This window comes from candidate division Zixibacteria bacterium HGW-Zixibacteria-1, from assembly GCA_002838945.1.
Taxonomy (GTDB): Bacteria; Zixibacteria; MSB-5A5; order GN15; family PGXB01; genus PGXB01.
On the sequence record PGXB01000021.1, the window covers coordinates 11,951 to 30,315 of the forward strand.

Sequence of the window (18,365 nt, forward strand, 5' to 3'; positions counted from 1 at the left end):
CTTAATTAGAATAGATTTTTAGCTTGATCCCGGCTCTCAGTTTCTCCGGACTGGAGACATCGTTCCAAGCCATTATCCTCGATACGGTAGTATTGAAAAGGGTGGCTATTCCGGAAAGGGTATCACCCCTTTTTACCGTATAAAGCGTATAACCGCCGCCGGAAGCACCTTCTCTCACAACCAGTTTCTGGCCGGGATAAATCTGGCTGTTCTTACCCATACTGTTGAGGGATCTCAGCTCACCGGTTGTCATACCATATTTGCGGGCAATTTCCCACAAGGTATCACCCTTTTTGACCGTGTATGTTCCGGACCCGGAATTATTATTTTTTTGCGAATAAGTATTCGATCCGCTGCCTTCAAAAATCGCTAATTTCTGACCGACATAGATTCTGGAGTTTCGATCCAGGCCGTTCAGTCGCCTGATCTTTTCGGGGGTGGTTCCGAAGGCCCGGGCAATATCCCAAACCGTATCGCCGGAACGAACCGCATAAACGTTGCCTTGGGCATCATAATCATTCTTGCTCTGGCGGGCGTATTCGCGGTCGTTCGGGATCGGTACAATCAGACTCTTGCCCGCATAAATTTTCGATCTGTTGCTGAGATTGTTGGCTTCCAGTATGGCGTATTGCGAAACGCCGTATTTGCTGGCAATTGTCGAAATAGTCTCGCCCTTCCTTATCTCGTGACGGACAAAACTTGTTTCTTTCGATGATGGTATCTTGTCATAGACAGCGAGGAATTTATTCTTGTAGCCTTTCGGCAGACGCAGATTATATTTGTTCTTATTCGGAGGTGTGAAACGGCGAAGAAGCTCCGGGTTGTGTTCCTGGATTTCCTCTATCGAACAGCCGATAGCCTCGGCAATGGTCTTAAGATCAAGACAACGGTCGATAAGGACTTCTTCATACTCCCATCTATCGGCATAATCGATATCGGAAAAGCCGAACTTTTCAGGGTCCTTGCTGATCATGGTCGCCGCCATAAAAAACGGCACATAGTCTTCCGTTTGTTTTCGCAGGTTCAACTTCCAGAAATCGTTGGTATTCTGTTTTTTAATAGTTCGGCTGACCCGCCCGGGTCCGCCATTATAAGCGGCCAGGGCCAGTTCCCAGCTTCCGAATTGCTTATAGAGATCTTTCAAAAACCGCGCCGCAGATTCGGTTGCCTTGATCGGGTCCTTGCGCTCATCATACCACCAGCTACGATTCATATTATAGAGACGGCCGGTCGAGGCTATAAACTGCCAGAGACCCATGGCCCTTGCCCATGAATATGCATGAGGATTGTACCCCGATTCCACCATCGCCAGGTACTTCAGGTCAGTGGGTATTCCGTACTCGGTAAAAACACTGTCAATCATCGGGAGATATTTGGTCGAACGGGACAGATATCTCTCGATGGCGTCGCGAGCGACGGTTTGATAATAAAGAATACTCTTTTTTACCCGATCGTTGAGAACAACCGGCACGTTGTAAGATATCTTCTCCTCGGCGTACTGCTCGAGCCGTTTGAACTCCGATGAATCTATCTTGATATTGTTAATTTCCGAAAACCGCGCAATCAGGACATCGGGAGATATATCGCCCGGAAGATGCCCAAGCGATAATAAAGTCGTCCTGTAGTTGGTTACGATGTCGGCCAGAAGACGGTTGTATTTGACCGATTCCGGTGATAACGTGTCGGATTCGGCGTCGATATCGAGCTGACCGAGAATGGATAAACTTTTTTCGAAATAATATTGCGCCTCTTCCCATGCTGTTTCCTGATTGGCCGTCAATCCCATCGTGTAATATTCGTTGGCGATTGTTAATTCTCTCCAGATATAATCATCAACCGCAACCGTCATATCTTCTGCGGCGACACCAGTCGAATCATCCGTCACGAACGGATTGTCGCCAATGCGATCCAGCACGATCTCATTTTCGACGTCGGTGACATTCCCATATTCGATTTCATCAGTATTCATTTTGTCAGGAATTTTATTTCCGTCGATCTGGGGATTTTTAAGGTTTGGATTTGTGCAGGAAATCAACAGAATTCCCAGAAAAATGAAAATCAAAGATGCAGACAAAGATTTAGACATAACTTTTACCCCAAGTGTTTTTGGTCTTCCATGACAATAATTATCGTCCTATTTACCGTCAGACTTAACTGGTCGCCCACCTAACTTATTGATATATATATGAAAATAAGGAAATCTATGTCAAGTTTATTTTTCCCTGTTTTCAAAAATAGCCTTTACAACCTCATACGTTTCATCGGCTCCGGACATATACTCTATATCGTCCATTCCCCGAAACCAGGTAATCTGCCTTTTGGCAAATCGCCGGCTGTTTTGCTTAATAAGATTGACGGCCGAATCAAGAGAAAGTTCATTATCAAAATACCTGAAAAGCTCCGCGTAGCCGATAACATTAACTTTCTCCACATTTGGGCGCCGCCCCATTTTGATCAAATCTTCGACTTCCTCAACCAGTCCCCCCGCAATCATCTCATCCACCCGCTTATTTATTTTACTATATAACACCTCTCTTGGTGGCAAAAGACATAAAATTCGATATAAATAATCATCATATTTTTTATTCCCGGCGGCAATTATCGCCGATTTTGAGCGCCCGGTCAGCTCAAATATCTCCAGCGCCCGAATAATCCGCTTGATATTATGAGGATGGGTCTTGCGCGCCTCGAGGGGATCAACGGCCCGCAGTCTTTCAAACAGATACTCCGGCCCCTTTTCGACTGCGTCCTCTTCCAATCTTGTCCTGATGCTCAGATCATCATCCGGTATTTCCACGATGCCCTCGGTCAGCGCCCTGAGATACAGCCCGGTCCCGCCGCATATCAAAGGAATCTTATTTCCTGCCAGGGCGCTTCCGATCAATCGCCGGGCGTCATCGGCAAAATCAAACGCGGTATAACGATCTCCCGGCTCAACGAAATCGACCAGGTGAAATTCATATTTCTGCAGCAGGGAAACTTCGGGCTTGTCGGTCCCGATATTGAGATATTTGTAAATTTGCCTCGAATCGGCTGAAATTATCGGGATATCGGAGAATTGTTCCAGAAGTCGAAGGGCAACACCGGTCTTCCCTGACGCGGTCGGGCCGGTGATGACAGGAATGACCGGCTTATTTTCTCTTGAATTTGACATCAAGCTCGTCTTTGGTGATCTTCAGAATGGTCGGTCGGCCATGCGGGCAGGAATGCTGGTTTTCGGTCATCAGCAGCCTTTTCAGCAGCGTCAGGGCCTCCTGGCTGCCGAGACGATCGCCGGACATGATCGCGCCGCGGCAGGCGATTGACTGAACTACCGCCTTTTTCAATTCCTGGCCTGCTTTTCGCAATTCTTCGATATCCTCGAGAATGCCATTAAATATCCTTTCCGGAGATTTTTTTGACAGTGCTCCCGGTACCCCCGACAGCATCACTGTATTGCTTCCGAACGGTTCCGCCACAAAACCGGCTTTATTCAGAAGCTCGGATGATTCCTCATAAAGCAGATACCGGTCGGGCGAGAGTTCGATATTGACGGGGAAAAGAAGATTCTGCGAGACCGTTCCGCCCGAATCGATGGCCTTCAAATGTTCTTCATACAAAACTCTTTCGTGCGCCGTGTGCTGATCGACAATGAAAAGCTGATCGCCCGCCTTGAAAATCAGGTACAAATCGGTCAGACTTCCCATAAAGACAATATTACCCGATTCAATATCATCAGCCTTCAGCGCTACTCCCGGAGCCGCGGATTTATCGCTTTGAACCGGGGGGCCGTCATCCGAAGCCACCGGCATAATATCATGATGACCGTATAATTTCCTGAGAATCGCTTCCGACGGCTCCGTTTGCCTTTGCGGCTCAAAGGCGCTGGCACGGCGGAAAGCCTCACCCTTCGAAATTGCCCGTCCCGGTGATAAAGTCTCCATCGAAATTCCCGGAGCATTGACACCTTCAGTTTGGTGCAAGGATCGTTTCACCGCATGATACAGAATATCATGAACCTGCCGTTCTTCGGACAGGCGCACTTCCGCTTTGGTCGGGTGAACATTGACATCGACTCTGGCCGGATCAATATGCAGAAAAATCGCTCCGACCGGATAATTCCCGCGGGGAAGCATTTCCCCATACCCGGCGGTCACGGCATGCACCATCGTTTGTGACCTGATATACCGATTATTGATAAAAATGAACAATCCATACTGATTCTGCCGGACACTTTCCGGATAGCCGAGATACCCGTCAACATTCATAATTTCGGTCTCGGCTTCGATTTCAATCAGGCGGTCGTCATTTTGACTCAATAAAAGCTTGGCTACCCGCGCTTTCAAATTCGAATAATTTTCATCGAGCGAAAAAACCGGGCGTCCGTTGAGGCGATAAGTGAAAATAACGTCGGGGGCGCTCAACGCCAGCGCCATGGCATTGCGGGTCAGATGTCGGGCCTCGGTGTTTTCCGCCTTAAGGAACTTCCGTCTTGCCGGGGTATTGAAGAACAGATCCGCCACCTCCACTTTTGTTCCGATCGGCGCCGCCGCCGGCTTGACACTCTGGACCACGCCGCCTTCTATTATAATTTCCGTGCCGACATCGGAATCCGCCGTCCGCGTAATCATCCGCACCTTGGCAACCGAGCCGATCGACGGCAACGCTTCGCCCCGAAAACCAAAACTGCGAAGGTTCTCCAGATCATCGAAATTCGAAATCTTGCTGGTCGCATGACGCGAGAAAGCAATTTCCACCTGCTCGGCGCTTATCCCGCAGCCGTTGTCGATGACCGATATAAGTTTCGTTCCCGACTTCTCGATGATGACATCGATTCTCGATGCGCCGGCGTCGAAAGAATTTTCCACCAGTTCCTTGAGAACGGCCGACGGCCGTTCAATGACTTCACCGGCGGCTATCTTGTTTATCAGCCGCTCCGGAAGCGGTCTTATCCAGCGCTTGTCCGTTTGTGCCCGATTACTCATCACCCAAAATCTCTTTCAATTTATTCAATATACGCAGGGCGTCTATCGGCGTTGTATTATTAAGATCTATCTTTTTCAATTCTTCCTCCACCGGTGACGGAGTTATATCGAAAAGTGATCTTTGATTGATGGTCTTATGAATTCCTTTTGCCAGTTGTGATTGCGAGAATTTGCCCGACTCGAGCAGCTTGAGAAGCTCCTTGGAACGGGTAATTGCCTTGCGTGGAATTCCCGCCAGACGGGCCACCTCGATACCATATGAATCATCACAACCGCCGGGAATGATTTTATGCAAAAAGATAATCTGATCTTCCCATCGTTTGACCGCCACCTGGCAGTTGAATATCCGCTCATAAATGTCCGCCATGCCGGTCAACTCATGATAATGCGTCGCGAAAATGGTCCGGGCCCTGATATTTTCATTGATATATTCCACCACCGACCAGGCGATCGACAACCCGTCAAAAGTCGACGTTCCCCGTCCGACTTCATCAAGCAAAATCAGCGACCGTTCGGTGGCGTTGTGGAGAATATTCGATGATTCGATCATCTCCACCAGAAAAGTCGACTGCCCTCGGGCCAGATTATCTATGGCACCAACCCGGGTAAAAACACGATCGACCAGCCCGATCACGGCCGACTCGGCGGGGACAAATGAACCGATCTGGGCCAGGATGACAATCAGGCCGTTCTGGCGCAGATAGGTCGATTTGCCCGACATATTCGGACCGGTCAAAACCATGATGCGGTCGTCATCGACCGCCAGATTCACATCATTGGCAATAAAGCTGCCGGGCGGCAAAAGATCCTCAATGACCGGATGACGCCCCTCAATTATTTCCAGCGCGCCGTCTTCCTTCAATTCGGGACAACAATACATCTTCTCCGCCGCCAGATTACTTAGCGAAGCCACCAGATCAATTTCGGAAAGGTAATCGGCCGCCATAAGAATATTTCCCATCCATTCGGCCACACGGTCGGTCAGTTCATTGTACAGTCTCTCTTCAAGACTGAATATTTTTTCCTCAGCGGCAAGAATCAATTCTTCTTTTTCCTTTAATTTCTGCGTAATGAACCGCTCGGCATTGACCAGCGTCTGTTTGCGGATATAATCGGAAGGAACCTTATCCTGATGGGTTCGGGTGACTTCGATATAATAACCGAAAACCTTATTGAACCCGACCTTCAATGAGGTTATTCCGGTTCTTTCCCGTTCCGTTTTCTGGAGGGATGCAATATAATCCCGGGCGTCGCGGATTGAATCCTTCAGGCCGTCCAGTTCCTCCGAAAATCCGCGCCTTAAGATACTCCCCTTGTTGGCGGTCAGCGGCGGTTCATCAACCAGCGCCTCAACAATGAGCCTGATAAGATCATCCGAGGCCGGATAAGTGGAAACAATATTGCTGAAAACCTCCGTCCTCAGTTCCTTCATTCTGGCCAGGATCTCGGTTCCGATAGACAACCCATCCTTTATGGAGGCCAATTGCCGCGGATTGATTTTCCTCATGCCCAGGCGTCCGGCCAGCCGCTCCAGATCGGGCAGCCTCTTCAGCATTAATGATAAATCCAGGGCCAGATCGCGGGCATGATATAATTCCTTTACTCCCTGCTGGCGGTGCAAAATCGGCCCAAGCTTTTTGTACGGGCGCAGAATATTTTCCTTCAAGCGCCGGGCGCCGCCTGCCGTTGAAGTCCGGTTCACGGCATGAAAAAGCGAATCACGCTCACTGTTTTCGGACAGGTTTCTGACCAGCTCCAGGTTCCGGATGGTGTTGTAATCGAGCGTCATGTAATCATCCGACTGCGCCTCGGTAAGGCGTCTGATATGATCCAGCCGCGTTCGATTGTTTTCCCTGAGGTATCGGTATATGGCGCCGGCGGCGGTCAATCCCAGCTTTTTGTCGGCGACGCCGAACCCATCCAGCGTGCTGACGTCAAAAAACTCGCACAATTCTCGGACCGCCGTCTTGTACTCAAAATTCCACTCCTCATAACCGGTCAGCCGGACCGAACTGTCTTTCCTAAGTTTCGCTATTAAATCGTCCTCTTCACCAACCTGCGGGTAGATGACCTCCTGTGGCGACAAAACCCTTATTTTCTCAAAAATATTTTCATACCGGCCCTCTTCGAGCAGAAATCTTCCGCTCAAAAGATCGACATATGCCAGCCCGGCATCGCTCCCGTTCGGATACAGCGACAGCAGATAAAGATGATCGGTTTCATCGACCACTCCTTCTATTGTCGCCGTACCCGGCGTCAGGATTTCAACCACCTCGCGCTTGACCACCCCCTTGGCCTGCCTGGGGTCTTCGGTCTGTTCGACAATAACAACCTTCTCCCCGGCCTCCAGGAGCCGGGCCAGGTATTTATCGGCACTGTGATGCGGGACCCCGGCCAGAGGAATTTTCTCACCGTTGATATGCCCGCGCGACGTCAGGGCGATATTGAGAATCGGGGCCGCTTTGACAGCATCGTCACCGAACATCTCATAGAAATCACCCATCCGGAAAAAGAGTATTTTATCCGGATATTGGGCCTTGATTTTATTGTACTGACGCATTAGCGGCGTGATGGAGCCGCCGGATGAAGATGATGATTTCATCGCGCTACAACTTGAAAGGCTTCGTTTTCCGATATTTCAAGGCGGGATTTGAAGGACATGGCATCCTGCGAAGACCCGAAACGTCCCACGTAAACCACATAATATTTCTTTTCGGAGACAATTTTATCGCTTATCTCGACCTTTTCCCCGTACTGCTTCATGCGATCGGCAAGCTTTTTGGCATTTTCTTTGAGAGAAAAAACACCGACCTGTACCGAATAAACGGTCCCGGTCATTTCCTCGGCCTGCCGGTCGCTGCCGACACTCTCGAAGTTGCCGAACCGATCGATTAAATCATCGCGGCCGACGGCATGTGGAAAGCCCTCGCGCAAAATATTATAATAAAGAATGGCGTCATCGATTCTCTTCTGCTCGATGGAATAAGATGACAGCAGGTATAGAGCCGGGGCCGCGACATCATCGAATTCGACCTGTCTTAGTTTGCGGCATATATTCTGCGCCTCGACATAATTTTTCTTCCGGTAGGCCTGATAGGCCAGATCCAGTTTCCCTGCATAACCGAACTGCTTGCCCTCATTTTCATTAATCAGCCGGTTGAGAAGTTTTTTGGCCGACTCCTCCCGGTCCAGCCGGGCATAAGCGGCCGCCGCCAGACGCTGCATCTCCGAGCGGAACCGACCCGATTCCCAGCGCTGCAGGTATGCCTCGGCCGTCGAAGCCACTTTCGACAAATTTCCATCAGCCAGATAATACAGCGCCATCAGGTAAATATCATCCTCAAGAAAGCGAGGGGCGACTTCGGCCTTGAAGGCCGCCTCAAGAAATTGAAATGATTTAATCCCGTCCTGCTCCAGAATAGCCTGATAATACAAGAGAGTCCCGTCGCGCCGTGAGGCGGTGGAAGCGGCGGCGACTTCCTGCCGCGCTTCATCAAGTCGGCCCTGTTTTATCAGATCGATTATTTCGGCGGACGATACATTGTAAAAAACAAGCCACAAAAATGATATCAGAATTAACGGGCGCATTTTACATCACGAAACTATCGACTGCCTTGCATGAAGGACAGAGCCATTTTTTGGTTTTGACTTTATGTCCGCAGCGCGAACAATGATACTGATTTTCGATGGCATCCCGCTGACCTTCCAGCTTGTGAAGCAATTCGCTCAGTTTTTTCTTCTCGCCGGTCACCAGATATACTTTGGCCAGTTCCAGCACGGGCAGGAAAGAATCCGGATGTTCATCGATAGCGATTCCCAGATGCTCGGCGGCTTCGCCGTATTCACCCTTTTTGAAAAAATAATCGGCCAGTGTCAGGCGGGCATCGATATTTTTTGGCGATGCTAACAGAATTTCATTGCAGACCGTCTCGATCTCTCCGAAATATCCCAGATCAAAAAGGACCTTTTTTAACCGGCCCAGGACATGATGGGACTCATTGGGAATCGTCTTGGTCATGCGGCGCCAGATGGCCGCGGCATCATCAAGACGGTTTTCGGCAAGATATGAATCGCCGATATAGACATAGGCGGGAGTACAGGTACTGTCCAGATTGATGGCCTCCTTGAAAAGCAGTCGGGATTTATGAAATTCCCGGTCATCGAACAGCTTGACGCCCTGCAAATACTTATATATGGCCAGCCCCGTCTTTGATTTACTGCCATTGAGTCGGAGCAATATCTCCTTGACCTCATAGGCCCTCTCCCAGTCCTCAATCTGAGAATACACATCCAGAAGTTTTTCCGCGGCCCAGCGATTATGGCCGTCACCGGCCAGAAGCTCCCGGAGAGCGGAGCCCGCCGATTCGGTATCCTTAAGGCCGATAAAATCCTCGGCCATGGCCTGCAAAATCATCTTCTTATCATTACCCGAAAGACCATGCCTCAGGGTCAAATCCTTGTGAACCTGCAGCGCCTTATCAGCCTTGCCGTACTTGCGAAGGATGTTTCCGATCCTGATATAGGCATCGATATTCTCGCTGTCTTCGGCAATAACGTCACGAAACCGGCTGAAAGCCAGTTCTTCCTGACCGTTCAGCAGTGCCTGGAGACCCTCGATATACCGGGTCGGATCTTTTCCTTTTTTCTCCCTTTTGTAGCGATCGTAGTAAACGTAAATAAAAATCAGGGCGACTACCGCCAGCAAAAATATTATTATAATTGTGTCCATACTTTACTCCCGCAGGTCGGTCTTATTTTTCAGCAAATCCTTGGACTCCTCGATCGGCCTGTTGCGCAATGCCGTAACCTCTGTCTGCAATCCCTTGACAGCGCGGTTTGCCTCCCTGATCTGATTCGACTGCTTTAAATATACGGATATAAACAGCAGCCATGAAACCAGCGCGCCGATCACGAAAGCCCAGAAAACAATCGTAATTACCGGCACATCATAGCGCTGAGCCCAAATCAAATCAATATCAACGGACTGATCCGGCCCGCTGTTATAGAGGGCGAAGCCGACTATTACCGCAATTATTATCAGAACCAGGATTGACCTGAGTACCCACATACTTCCTCCTTGGAAGATTAAATAATGATTTATTTGTGGATAATAATAAAGACAACTCTTTGAGTCAACAAAATATAGCCGGTTAAAATACCGGCCAGATCTGCTTATTCTTTTTCCACCTTCCCGTCGCCGAACTTCAAGCCGTTCAGCAGGGTCACGAAATCTTCATATTCGGTGCTGAAATATTTGTTTTCGCTGATCAAATGGAAGATATATAGATTATTATCCTGTTTGGCGAAAAAGATCGCCCCGCCGTAATAATCGGTTATAACGTCGGGAATCTGCTTGGTATACTGCAACTCACCCGAAATTAAAACACCCGGAACATCGCCGAACTGATATTTTGACTTACGTTTAGGCTTATAATCTCCATAAAGAATCTCGCAATTCTGCAGAATCTCTTTTTTCTGCTTCGACTTGAATTGGTCATTCAGCAGAGAATCCACGAACAACTGGGCCGACCAGCTGGTCGTGTCCACATAGACGGTTACTTTAGGTGTTTTGGTATAACCGGGGTCCTGGGTATAGACTATCGGGACATCGAATACTTTCTTCGTCAAAATAAGCCGGATCGGGCTTTTGTCCTTTTTAATCGAAATATTCCAGACGTCTTCGGAAATAGGTAGTGAGAAATTGTAACTGTCGTCGATATAAACGCCATTTTCAAGACGGCCCGCCTTATCCTTCTTTTTTGCCAGGGCAATATTAAAGACCAGACCGACTGCCAACAACGCAATAACTAACCTTTTCATATTTCCTCCTGCCGTTCTTATTGAATATTTTCACTAACTATTTATATATTATACACTTCGTAGTCAACAAAATATTCAAAAAATCCGGGCGAAATCCTGATGGCAACATTCCCGGCAAACCCGCCCAGTCCGTCCCAATTGCCTATTTTTTCTTATATTGCTGAAATAATTGTCCCCATTCGGTCCGCGAGAACTTTCTTATAATTGACTTGCCGATAGTGGGATACCAGATCCAGTCGTGATAAATATTGCTGGCCGCTGGGGCCCAGAAAACAAGCGGAGAATGAAGAGCGATTTTTTCCAGAAACCTCAGCGCCCCCTTGCGGAGCATCTGATCGCCCCAGATTACAAAAGATTTCTTGGCTTTAAAGCCGAAGTCTATACCGGTTATATCAATACCGAGAATCTCGATTTCATTCACGTCGGCGGTGCCCAGGCCCCGTTCATGACACATCCTGAGATAGGGTATATTCAGGGGATCGAAACCCATAAGCCTGGCTGCTACGGCATCAATGGCCACCGAATCGGCTGAGGCCAGAATAATATTCTTTCCATGGGGAATCATCGTTCTCGGCCCGGCCCCGTCGCCTGCGACCGTCCCGTCCATCACGGCAAATATGGCCGGATGCAGTTCCTGCTGCATCATGACCAGGTCAACCAGAACCTCATGAATATACTTATGGGCATAATGGCGGACCTCTTTAAGGAGCCCCCCGAAAGCATTCTTGATCGCCCCGGTGGTGGTGGAATGACCATGCGTCTTCACGGTCGGCAGATGAATTATCTGCCGCCCTTTATACATGCTGGGTATTTCGATACCTTCGGGAAAAATTTGTGGCAGTTTAAGAAGCGGCTGCTTGAATTGATAAACCTCCCACTCAACTTCCGGCAAAGCGGTAAAGCCGAGTCCATATTTTTCAAGAACCGGCATCCAGAGATTATTCCGCGCTCCCTTATGCGGATTGGTAACCACCGTTTTATTTTCGATTGGAATAAGCTTATCACGCGGGAAGCCGTCTTCTATCAGTGTTTTGACGACCCCTTCAAGCTGCCAGGGCTGTGATGAGCAGGCCGGGAAATATTTGGTCCAGGAGAGATTTAGTTTTATTAAGGTCTCTTTATTGAAATCCAGAATAGACCGGTACTGAACCAGTTCCAGGAGACGGCGATAATCCAGCAGAATATTCCGGGAATCGGTTCTTAATACGGCTACTTGGCTTCGCGACATTTATCTGCCAAATCCTATCGGTTTCTTTACAAGTCTTTTAATATAATCCTTAATCGTACAGAAATCAAATGCCTGAAGAAGCAGCTCCATTTTCTTTTCGATGGTCGGAATAGAACCATATTGCCGATACCGCTGCAGCGCCGTCAACCCCTCCAGACGCGGCTGATGGCTGTCTATTTCCCAGGGATGGATATATATGACAGCGGGATGATTGTCCCGATTCAGTTTCTTTATCATTTTTTTGGTGAACCAGAAGGGCGAATGTCTCAGGTACCCGCCGCCGCCGACGGGGAAATTATGCCCCAGGACATTGACGGTCGAAGCCGGCACTTCATAAATACGCTGGCCGCTTTCCAGGATGATCTTGACTATCCGCTTGGGGCCGTCCGGTTCGCCGTATATGTCATGCTTTATCGGATACATCGAAGAATCATACAGGAATCCCATATCGGCCAGAACTTCATAGGCCCACGGCACCTTGGAATTAATCGACCAGCTCGGGGCCCGATAGCCCACGGGCGTCACGCCGCAGGCCTCCTCAATGGCCTTTATCGCCTTCAGTGTATCTTCCCGGAATTGTTCTTCGGTCAGATTATCCACCCGGCCATGCCGATAGCTGTGGCACGCGACTTCATGACCCCTCGAGTTAACATTGTAGATCAGGCGGGGATGCTTTTCCGCGATCCAGCCGAGAACAAAAAAGGTGGCGCTGACCCCGTAATAATCAAAGAGCTCGAGCAGTCGATTGGTATTATCAACGACCCGATCCGACAGTTCATCCCACTCTTCGAATTTTATATTCGCCTTAAGATTTTCAACGACAAACCAATCTTCAAGATCAACTGTCAGAATATTTTTCATGACTAAAGAGAACCTTTTATGATAAGCGGCTATTTCTTAGTGACGGGTCGGTAATGATAACCGTAATAGTCATAGTTATAATGATACGGCAAGGTCTGATCCAGATTATTAATAACCACACCGGCCACCTTATTTTTTTGCGAGGCCAGCAGATCGCGGGCCCTGGCCACAATCTCTTTTTGTGTCGAGCCCGCCTTGATGACAAGGATAACGCCGTCAAGCTCCTCCAGCAGAAGCATCGGATCCATCACCGGCAGCAGCGGCGGCGAATCAACCAGTATCAATTCATAATAAAACTTCATTTCTTCTATGATACGATGAATCGACGGACCGTTGAACAATTCCGATGGGTTGGGCATAATTTTCCCCGCCGTCAACAAATCGAGATTATCAATGGCCGTTTTTTTGATCACATTCCTGGACGCAATGCCCTTGGCCAGTATATCCGAAATACCGTTTTCCAGCGGCACGTCAAAAAGCTTATGAACCATCGGGCGGCGCAGATCAAAATCCACCAATAAGGTCTTACGATTTTTAAATCGCGCCGATGTCATCGCCAGGTAGGCTGAAATTATTGATTTTCCCTCCGACAGCATGGCCGACGTGATTAAAACCGCTTTCTTGTTTCCGCCGGATTGTATCCCGTTTAAATTATACAGGACGCGTCGAAATTCGGTCGATTCCGCCGATTCGGGATCAAAATACTCGATAATGGACAGGTTCGTGCTTTTACTGGTCAAATTCAACTCCTAAAAAGAGCTTTTGCCGACAATATCCGACACGGCATCAGCCAGCTTTACATTATATTCTTTCGAAAGCTCCAGGGCTCTCTGAGCCTTTTTCAGATCCTTGTTAATGCCAAGAGCCTGCCGGAAATAGTCCATACCCTTTTGCCATGCGAATCTGGACCGGTGCAAATAACATACTCCAAGTTCATGATAAAGGTCGACAAAATCAGGATTTTTGTCAATTTCGCGTTCAAGGAAATTGATACGTTCTTCGATGTCCGTTTCCGAGAGCCAATCCGTAAAAATAAGAAAACGGTTGAAATAGGCCGCTTTTTCCTGACGCTGCCGTTCCTTCTTCTCTTCGCGCACACCCTTGAATAGATAATAGCAGCGTTTGAGATCGTTACGCGAAAGCGCCGACATGGCCTCATTATAGCCGCCCGTCTGGTAATCGGGATTGATCAGCACCGCCTTCTTGAAAAGGTCAAGACAGCGATTGATCAAATCGGCCGACATGTTGAAATCTTCCTTTCTCACCGCATTAAGAATATAGGCGAGCGCCAGGTTGAAATAGGCATCGGCATAGTACACATTTTTTTTGATGGCTTCTTCGAATTCGATCAGGGCCCGCTTGCATGAATTGGCCTCGAGATAAGCCTCTCCCAGAGCATTGCGGTAATCCGCATAAGCCGGCTTCAACTCGACCGCCCGGGTGCCGGCATTGATGCCGTCATCGGGATGCCCGAGAGCATTCTCAGCCTGGCAAAGAAAGAAAAAGGCCTCATGATAATCATGTCGAATCTTGGTCGCGGCCCGGAACAACCGCCGCGCCTCGTTATACATCCTCTTACAGAACAGCGCCGTCCCCAGATGATACATCTGTTCCGGACGACCTTTTTCGAGAATCTCCTTATAACTCTTAAGCAAATATTCGAGTTCCGATTTTTTCTCGGAATGAGCCGATTTTACAAGGCTGAGGACCTCCTCTTCACTGACATCCTCGGCGTGCGGAAGAATGCTGGCATCAAGCAATTCCCCATCCACAAAGAGATTGGCCTTGATGACGCCGAGTTTTATGTCATTGGTAGTCTGTATTAAAAATTCCTTGTCATCCTCGACTATCCGGCTGTTAAGACAATAGGATTCCATTTTTATTTTTCTCCTTCCGCGCGGATTTCCTGTCACCTTCCTGAATTTATCCTGGACTTAATATCTTATGCTTTGCCTTTATGGACTGGTTTTCAAGGCATCATATAGCAGAATCGCCGTCGAAATCGATCCGATTAGTGCCGCAAACTCGGCCACGGAATTCAGTCCCAGGAAGCCGCCGCCGCTCCGGCCGACAATAATATTATCCTCCGGACGAACCATGTACCTTCCGGTGACTCCGGCATTGATATATTGTTCCAGATTTATTTTGACCATCTGCGTATTAAGGCCGTCCTTGGAGACAACCGTCACCGTCTTGAGATTAGCATTTTCCGTCGGCCCGCCGGCCAGCGCCAAGGCATCGAGAATATCGATATTGCTTTCCAGCGTCACCGCCCCCGGCTCATTGACCGAGCCGATAACGTAAAAAATATTTTTTACCACCGGGCGGTCACTGAGTGTCCTGGCCGGCAGTCCCGCCGGGGCGCGTGAAATCTCGATAGTGTCTCCGGCCCGAAGACGCGGCAAATTATTGACATTGCCCGTGACTACCATATCGGCCACGTTGACAACCTCCACCTGACCCGCCTGCTCGCCGCTTCGTATTATTAAGACGCGTGTCAGGTCGCCGGTTTCCGTTATTCCTCCGGCCTCATTTATTACCGTCCATAGATCCGGAATCTCTTCAAAAGTATACTTGCCCGGATTAAGGATCTGCCCGGTAATCCATACCTTCTGGAAACCATATTCCGTTACCCTGACGACCGTCTGCGAAATGGCCTTATTATAACGCGACATCTGGCGGACTATTTCCCGTTCCAGATCGCTTGTCGTCAATCCCGACGCCTGCAACTCGCCGATAATATCCAGCGAAATCTTTCCGTCCTGTCTGACTTTCACATTGGCATCAAGAGTGTTATCCTGCCAGAATTTGATTTCGAGAACATCTTCCGGCCCGATTATATACTCTCCGGCCGCGATCAGCGGCAACAGAAAAACCAGCAATAAAGACCCTGCTATCTTTAACGGATTATTTATTTTCATAATGTGATCAACTCCATATTAAAATCCTTTTTTTGCCTTCCATAGCGCCTATTCCTTAAAATCGGCCTTCATGCAACCCTGATTTAGCATAATGCCGATAAAATTAAATTTTAATTCGCTTGGCGGGAATCAACCCGCTCGACTAGGCCTTGCGCTCATATTCGGGCTGATAAAGCCTGGCGCAATTCCGTCCTTCCTCCTTGGCTCGAAGCAGGGCCATATCGGCGGCATGAATCAGTTCTTCGACCGATCCCGAATCATCGGGATAAACGGCGCCTCCAATTGATACCGTATAATCCAGCCTGAGTTCCGTCCATTCGATAAATGCCCCCGACGACGAAAGACGTTTTCCGATTCGTTCCATGAATTGCAGCGTTTCCGCCCGGTTGGTCTCCGGCATCAGAAGGCAGAATTCATCGCCGCCGTAACGGGATAGAACATCATTCTCCCGGACCGCTTCCTGGAGCATGCCGGCAAATGATTTTATCAGCTCATCCCCCGCCTGATGGCCATATTTGTCATTTATAAATTTCAAGTCATCAACATCGAACAACATAAGAGCCAGGTGATGATTAAATCGTTTGGCCCGTTTGACTTCTTCATTTATTCTCTTTTTAAAATACCGGAAATTATATATGCCGGTCAATCCATCGGTATATGAAAGCTCTTCCGCCCTTTCATAGCGGCTGATATTTTCCGCCAGCGGAAGCGCCTCTTTTTTAAATCTTTCGATCCGCTCCAGGACTTCGGAGTTTCTGCTGTCGCTGCTCCAGGCGAGAACCGCTTTTCTTCGATACGCCCAGGGGATGGACATCATATAATTAACACTTTTGCCGTTCAAATCCTTGAAGCTGCTTTCAAGAACCTGATCGATTTCTTTTTGCATTTTCAGATTGACCGGCTTGTCCATTTCCATCTTTTTTACGATGGTCTCAAAATTTTCCTCGATAATCTTATCGGCCTCTTTGCTCATATTCCAGCTCACCGAAAGCATCGGCGAATCCTGGCCGCCTGATTTCAAATACAGTCCCAGTTTGGAAAAATTACAGTCCTTCCGGAGCAGTTTCAGCAATTCGGGCACCAACTGCTGGCTGTTGCGTATTTTTAGTAATCTCAATGTCTCCAAGGCGGAATCGGCCGCCTGATCACCGGCCGGCGCCCCGAATTTTCTTTCCTCCAGCGAATGTATCTTGCTTTCGTACCGGGCGATTTTTTGTTCCTGCAATCCGATGTGATACGCGGTCGAAAGATTAAATGCGAGCGTCGTCGCCAGCAGATTCAGCGTGGGATTATCCGGCGGTAACTTGGTGCTGATCAAATAAATGCCGTATAATCTGTCTCTCAGAAAAACCGGGAAAAAATAACTTAGATGCAGCGCTTCGAGCTGCTTAAGATAACCTTTGGAAAGCGCTGATTCCAGTTGCCCGATTGGTGTTACGCGGTGGAATGACTTGAGACTCTCCATAAGTGACGGCTTCAGTTTTATTCTCAGCGAATGTTTGCTGAAATTTGTCACTCCCGAGAAATAATTGACCTCCAGGTTGGACCGATAATATCTCAAAAATATGATTTTGTCGCAATGTAAATGCTTTTTCAGGATATTCGAGACACTGGCGGCGACTTCCGGGATCCGCCCCTCGCCCGAAATACTGCCTACGGCCGCAAGCAAATCGTTCACCGCCGTTTCGTTGAGCTGCACGGCGCTTCCCTTTTTTCCGGCACCGGTAAAGGCAATTATCGCCAACACGATTACAAGAATCGTAAGGACTACTATTAAGATTATTTCTATCATATACTTAAATGCGACCAATCTATTGTATTTTAGCTTTTATGAAAGATGCTGTCAATTAAAATATTATGACCTTTTATGCATACGGCGGGCATATCTGAACCGTGCACGGCGGGAAACCAGGTTGTTTTTCCATAAAATTCTGAAAACACCCCACCACTTGATTCTGGAATCAAATAACGACTCTTCCAGAACCAGCTTTAGTTCGGAAATGGTATAAAAGGGATCTTCGACAATGGCGTTCAAGATAATCTTTTCCGCCATTGTTCCGGCCACTCCACCCTTGACGACATCGCGCCCGGCAGCCGGAACAGGCGAAGAATCGGCGGGGATATAAGCCGGCAATTCTTCGATTGTCGTCCGATCGCTATTTATCGGGGCTTTTTTTTTTAGCCCCGCGGGATCGGGAGGAGTTCCAAAAGCGGTTCTGGCGGCGCCAATGCTGTCGTATGCGCTCAGAATGTTATCGAATTCGAGCAACTCATAAATCTCCATAACATTGGGAACCATATTAACCAGTTTTATGTCGCCGCTGTTATCCCGTATCTCCTTAATTCGGGATATAAAAATGCCCCATCCGGCCGAGGATATATAATCGACTCCGGCCAGATCGAGAATGATTCCGTAACGACCCCGTTTTACCAGCTTGTCCAGAACCTCTTCCAGCTCCGTGGCAGTTAAGGTGTCGATAACACCGTCTACCCTTACCACCGATATGTTGTCGTCACGTCCGCTTTCGGAAACAGATAATTTAATATTTTCCATATCTTAAAAACCAAATA

At 48.4% G+C, this 18,365-nt stretch carries 15 protein-coding genes; all 15 read right to left on the reverse strand.

Annotated elements, in window-relative coordinates; all coding sequences use genetic code 11:
* Position 1: 1 nt before the first annotated feature.
* A complete protein-coding gene (locus tag CVT49_09255; GenBank protein PKK83276.1) occupies positions 2-2,086 on the reverse strand; it encodes a hypothetical protein in 2,085 nt (694 codons plus the stop codon).
* 126 nt (positions 2,087-2,212) lie between these two features.
* Positions 2,213-3,154: a tRNA (adenosine(37)-N6)-dimethylallyltransferase MiaA gene (locus CVT49_09260; protein PKK83277.1), complete on the reverse strand. Its 942-nt coding sequence runs from the start codon at positions 3,152-3,154 to the stop codon at positions 2,213-2,215.
* Positions 3,132-4,964 (reverse strand): hypothetical protein, encoded by a 1,833-nt coding sequence (locus CVT49_09265; protein ID PKK83278.1) that lies wholly within the window; start codon positions 4,962-4,964, stop codon positions 3,132-3,134. The genes CVT49_09260 and CVT49_09265 overlap by 23 nt, the downstream gene beginning before the upstream one ends.
* Positions 4,957-7,566 carry a DNA mismatch repair protein MutS gene (locus CVT49_09270; GenBank protein ID PKK83279.1) on the reverse strand — a complete coding sequence of 870 codons (2,610 nt, stop codon included), beginning with the start codon at positions 7,564-7,566 and terminating at the stop codon, positions 4,957-4,959. Before CVT49_09270 ends, CVT49_09265 begins: the two co-directional genes overlap by 8 nt.
* The gene (locus CVT49_09275; GenBank protein PKK83280.1) at positions 7,563-8,552 is read right to left on the reverse strand and encodes a hypothetical protein; all 990 of its coding nucleotides are present in this window, start codon (positions 8,550-8,552) and stop codon (positions 7,563-7,565) included. Before CVT49_09275 ends, CVT49_09270 begins: the two co-directional genes overlap by 4 nt.
* 1 nt (position 8,553) lies before the next feature.
* Positions 8,554-9,693, reverse strand: coding sequence for a hypothetical protein (locus tag CVT49_09280; protein ID PKK83281.1), 1,140 nt, complete (start codon positions 9,691-9,693; stop codon positions 8,554-8,556).
* A gap of 3 nt (positions 9,694-9,696) precedes the next feature.
* On the reverse strand, positions 9,697-10,032 hold the full coding sequence (locus tag CVT49_09285; protein ID PKK83282.1) for a hypothetical protein: 336 nt from the start codon (positions 10,030-10,032) through the stop codon (positions 9,697-9,699).
* 104 nt (positions 10,033-10,136) lie between these two features.
* On the reverse strand, positions 10,137-10,784 hold the full coding sequence (locus CVT49_09290; GenBank protein PKK83283.1) for a hypothetical protein: 648 nt from the start codon (positions 10,782-10,784) through the stop codon (positions 10,137-10,139).
* Between the two features lie 142 nt (positions 10,785-10,926).
* Entirely contained in the window at positions 10,927-12,012 is a 1,086-nt protein-coding gene (locus tag CVT49_09295) for an iron-sulfur cluster-binding protein (protein PKK83284.1), read from the reverse strand.
* A complete protein-coding gene (locus CVT49_09300; protein PKK83285.1) occupies positions 12,013-12,873 on the reverse strand; it encodes a polysaccharide deacetylase in 861 nt (286 codons plus the stop codon).
* Between the two features lie 29 nt (positions 12,874-12,902).
* Positions 12,903-13,613, reverse strand: a complete 711-nt coding sequence (locus CVT49_09305) for a hypothetical protein (GenBank protein ID PKK83286.1) — start codon at positions 13,611-13,613, stop codon at positions 12,903-12,905.
* A 9-nt stretch (positions 13,614-13,622) separates the two neighbouring features.
* Positions 13,623-14,750: a hypothetical protein gene (locus tag CVT49_09310; protein ID PKK83287.1), complete on the reverse strand. Its 1,128-nt coding sequence runs from the start codon at positions 14,748-14,750 to the stop codon at positions 13,623-13,625.
* 78 nt (positions 14,751-14,828) lie between these two features.
* Positions 14,829-15,794, reverse strand: a complete 966-nt coding sequence (locus tag CVT49_09315; GenBank protein ID PKK83288.1) for a hypothetical protein — start codon at positions 15,792-15,794, stop codon at positions 14,829-14,831.
* Positions 15,795-15,936: 142 nt separating this feature from the next.
* Positions 15,937-17,604: a hypothetical protein gene (locus CVT49_09320; GenBank protein ID PKK83289.1), complete on the reverse strand. Its 1,668-nt coding sequence runs from the start codon at positions 17,602-17,604 to the stop codon at positions 15,937-15,939.
* A 45-nt stretch (positions 17,605-17,649) separates the two neighbouring features.
* Positions 17,650-18,348, reverse strand: coding sequence for a hypothetical protein (locus tag CVT49_09325; protein ID PKK83290.1), 699 nt, complete (start codon positions 18,346-18,348; stop codon positions 17,650-17,652).
* Positions 18,349-18,365: the final 17 nt, after the last annotated feature.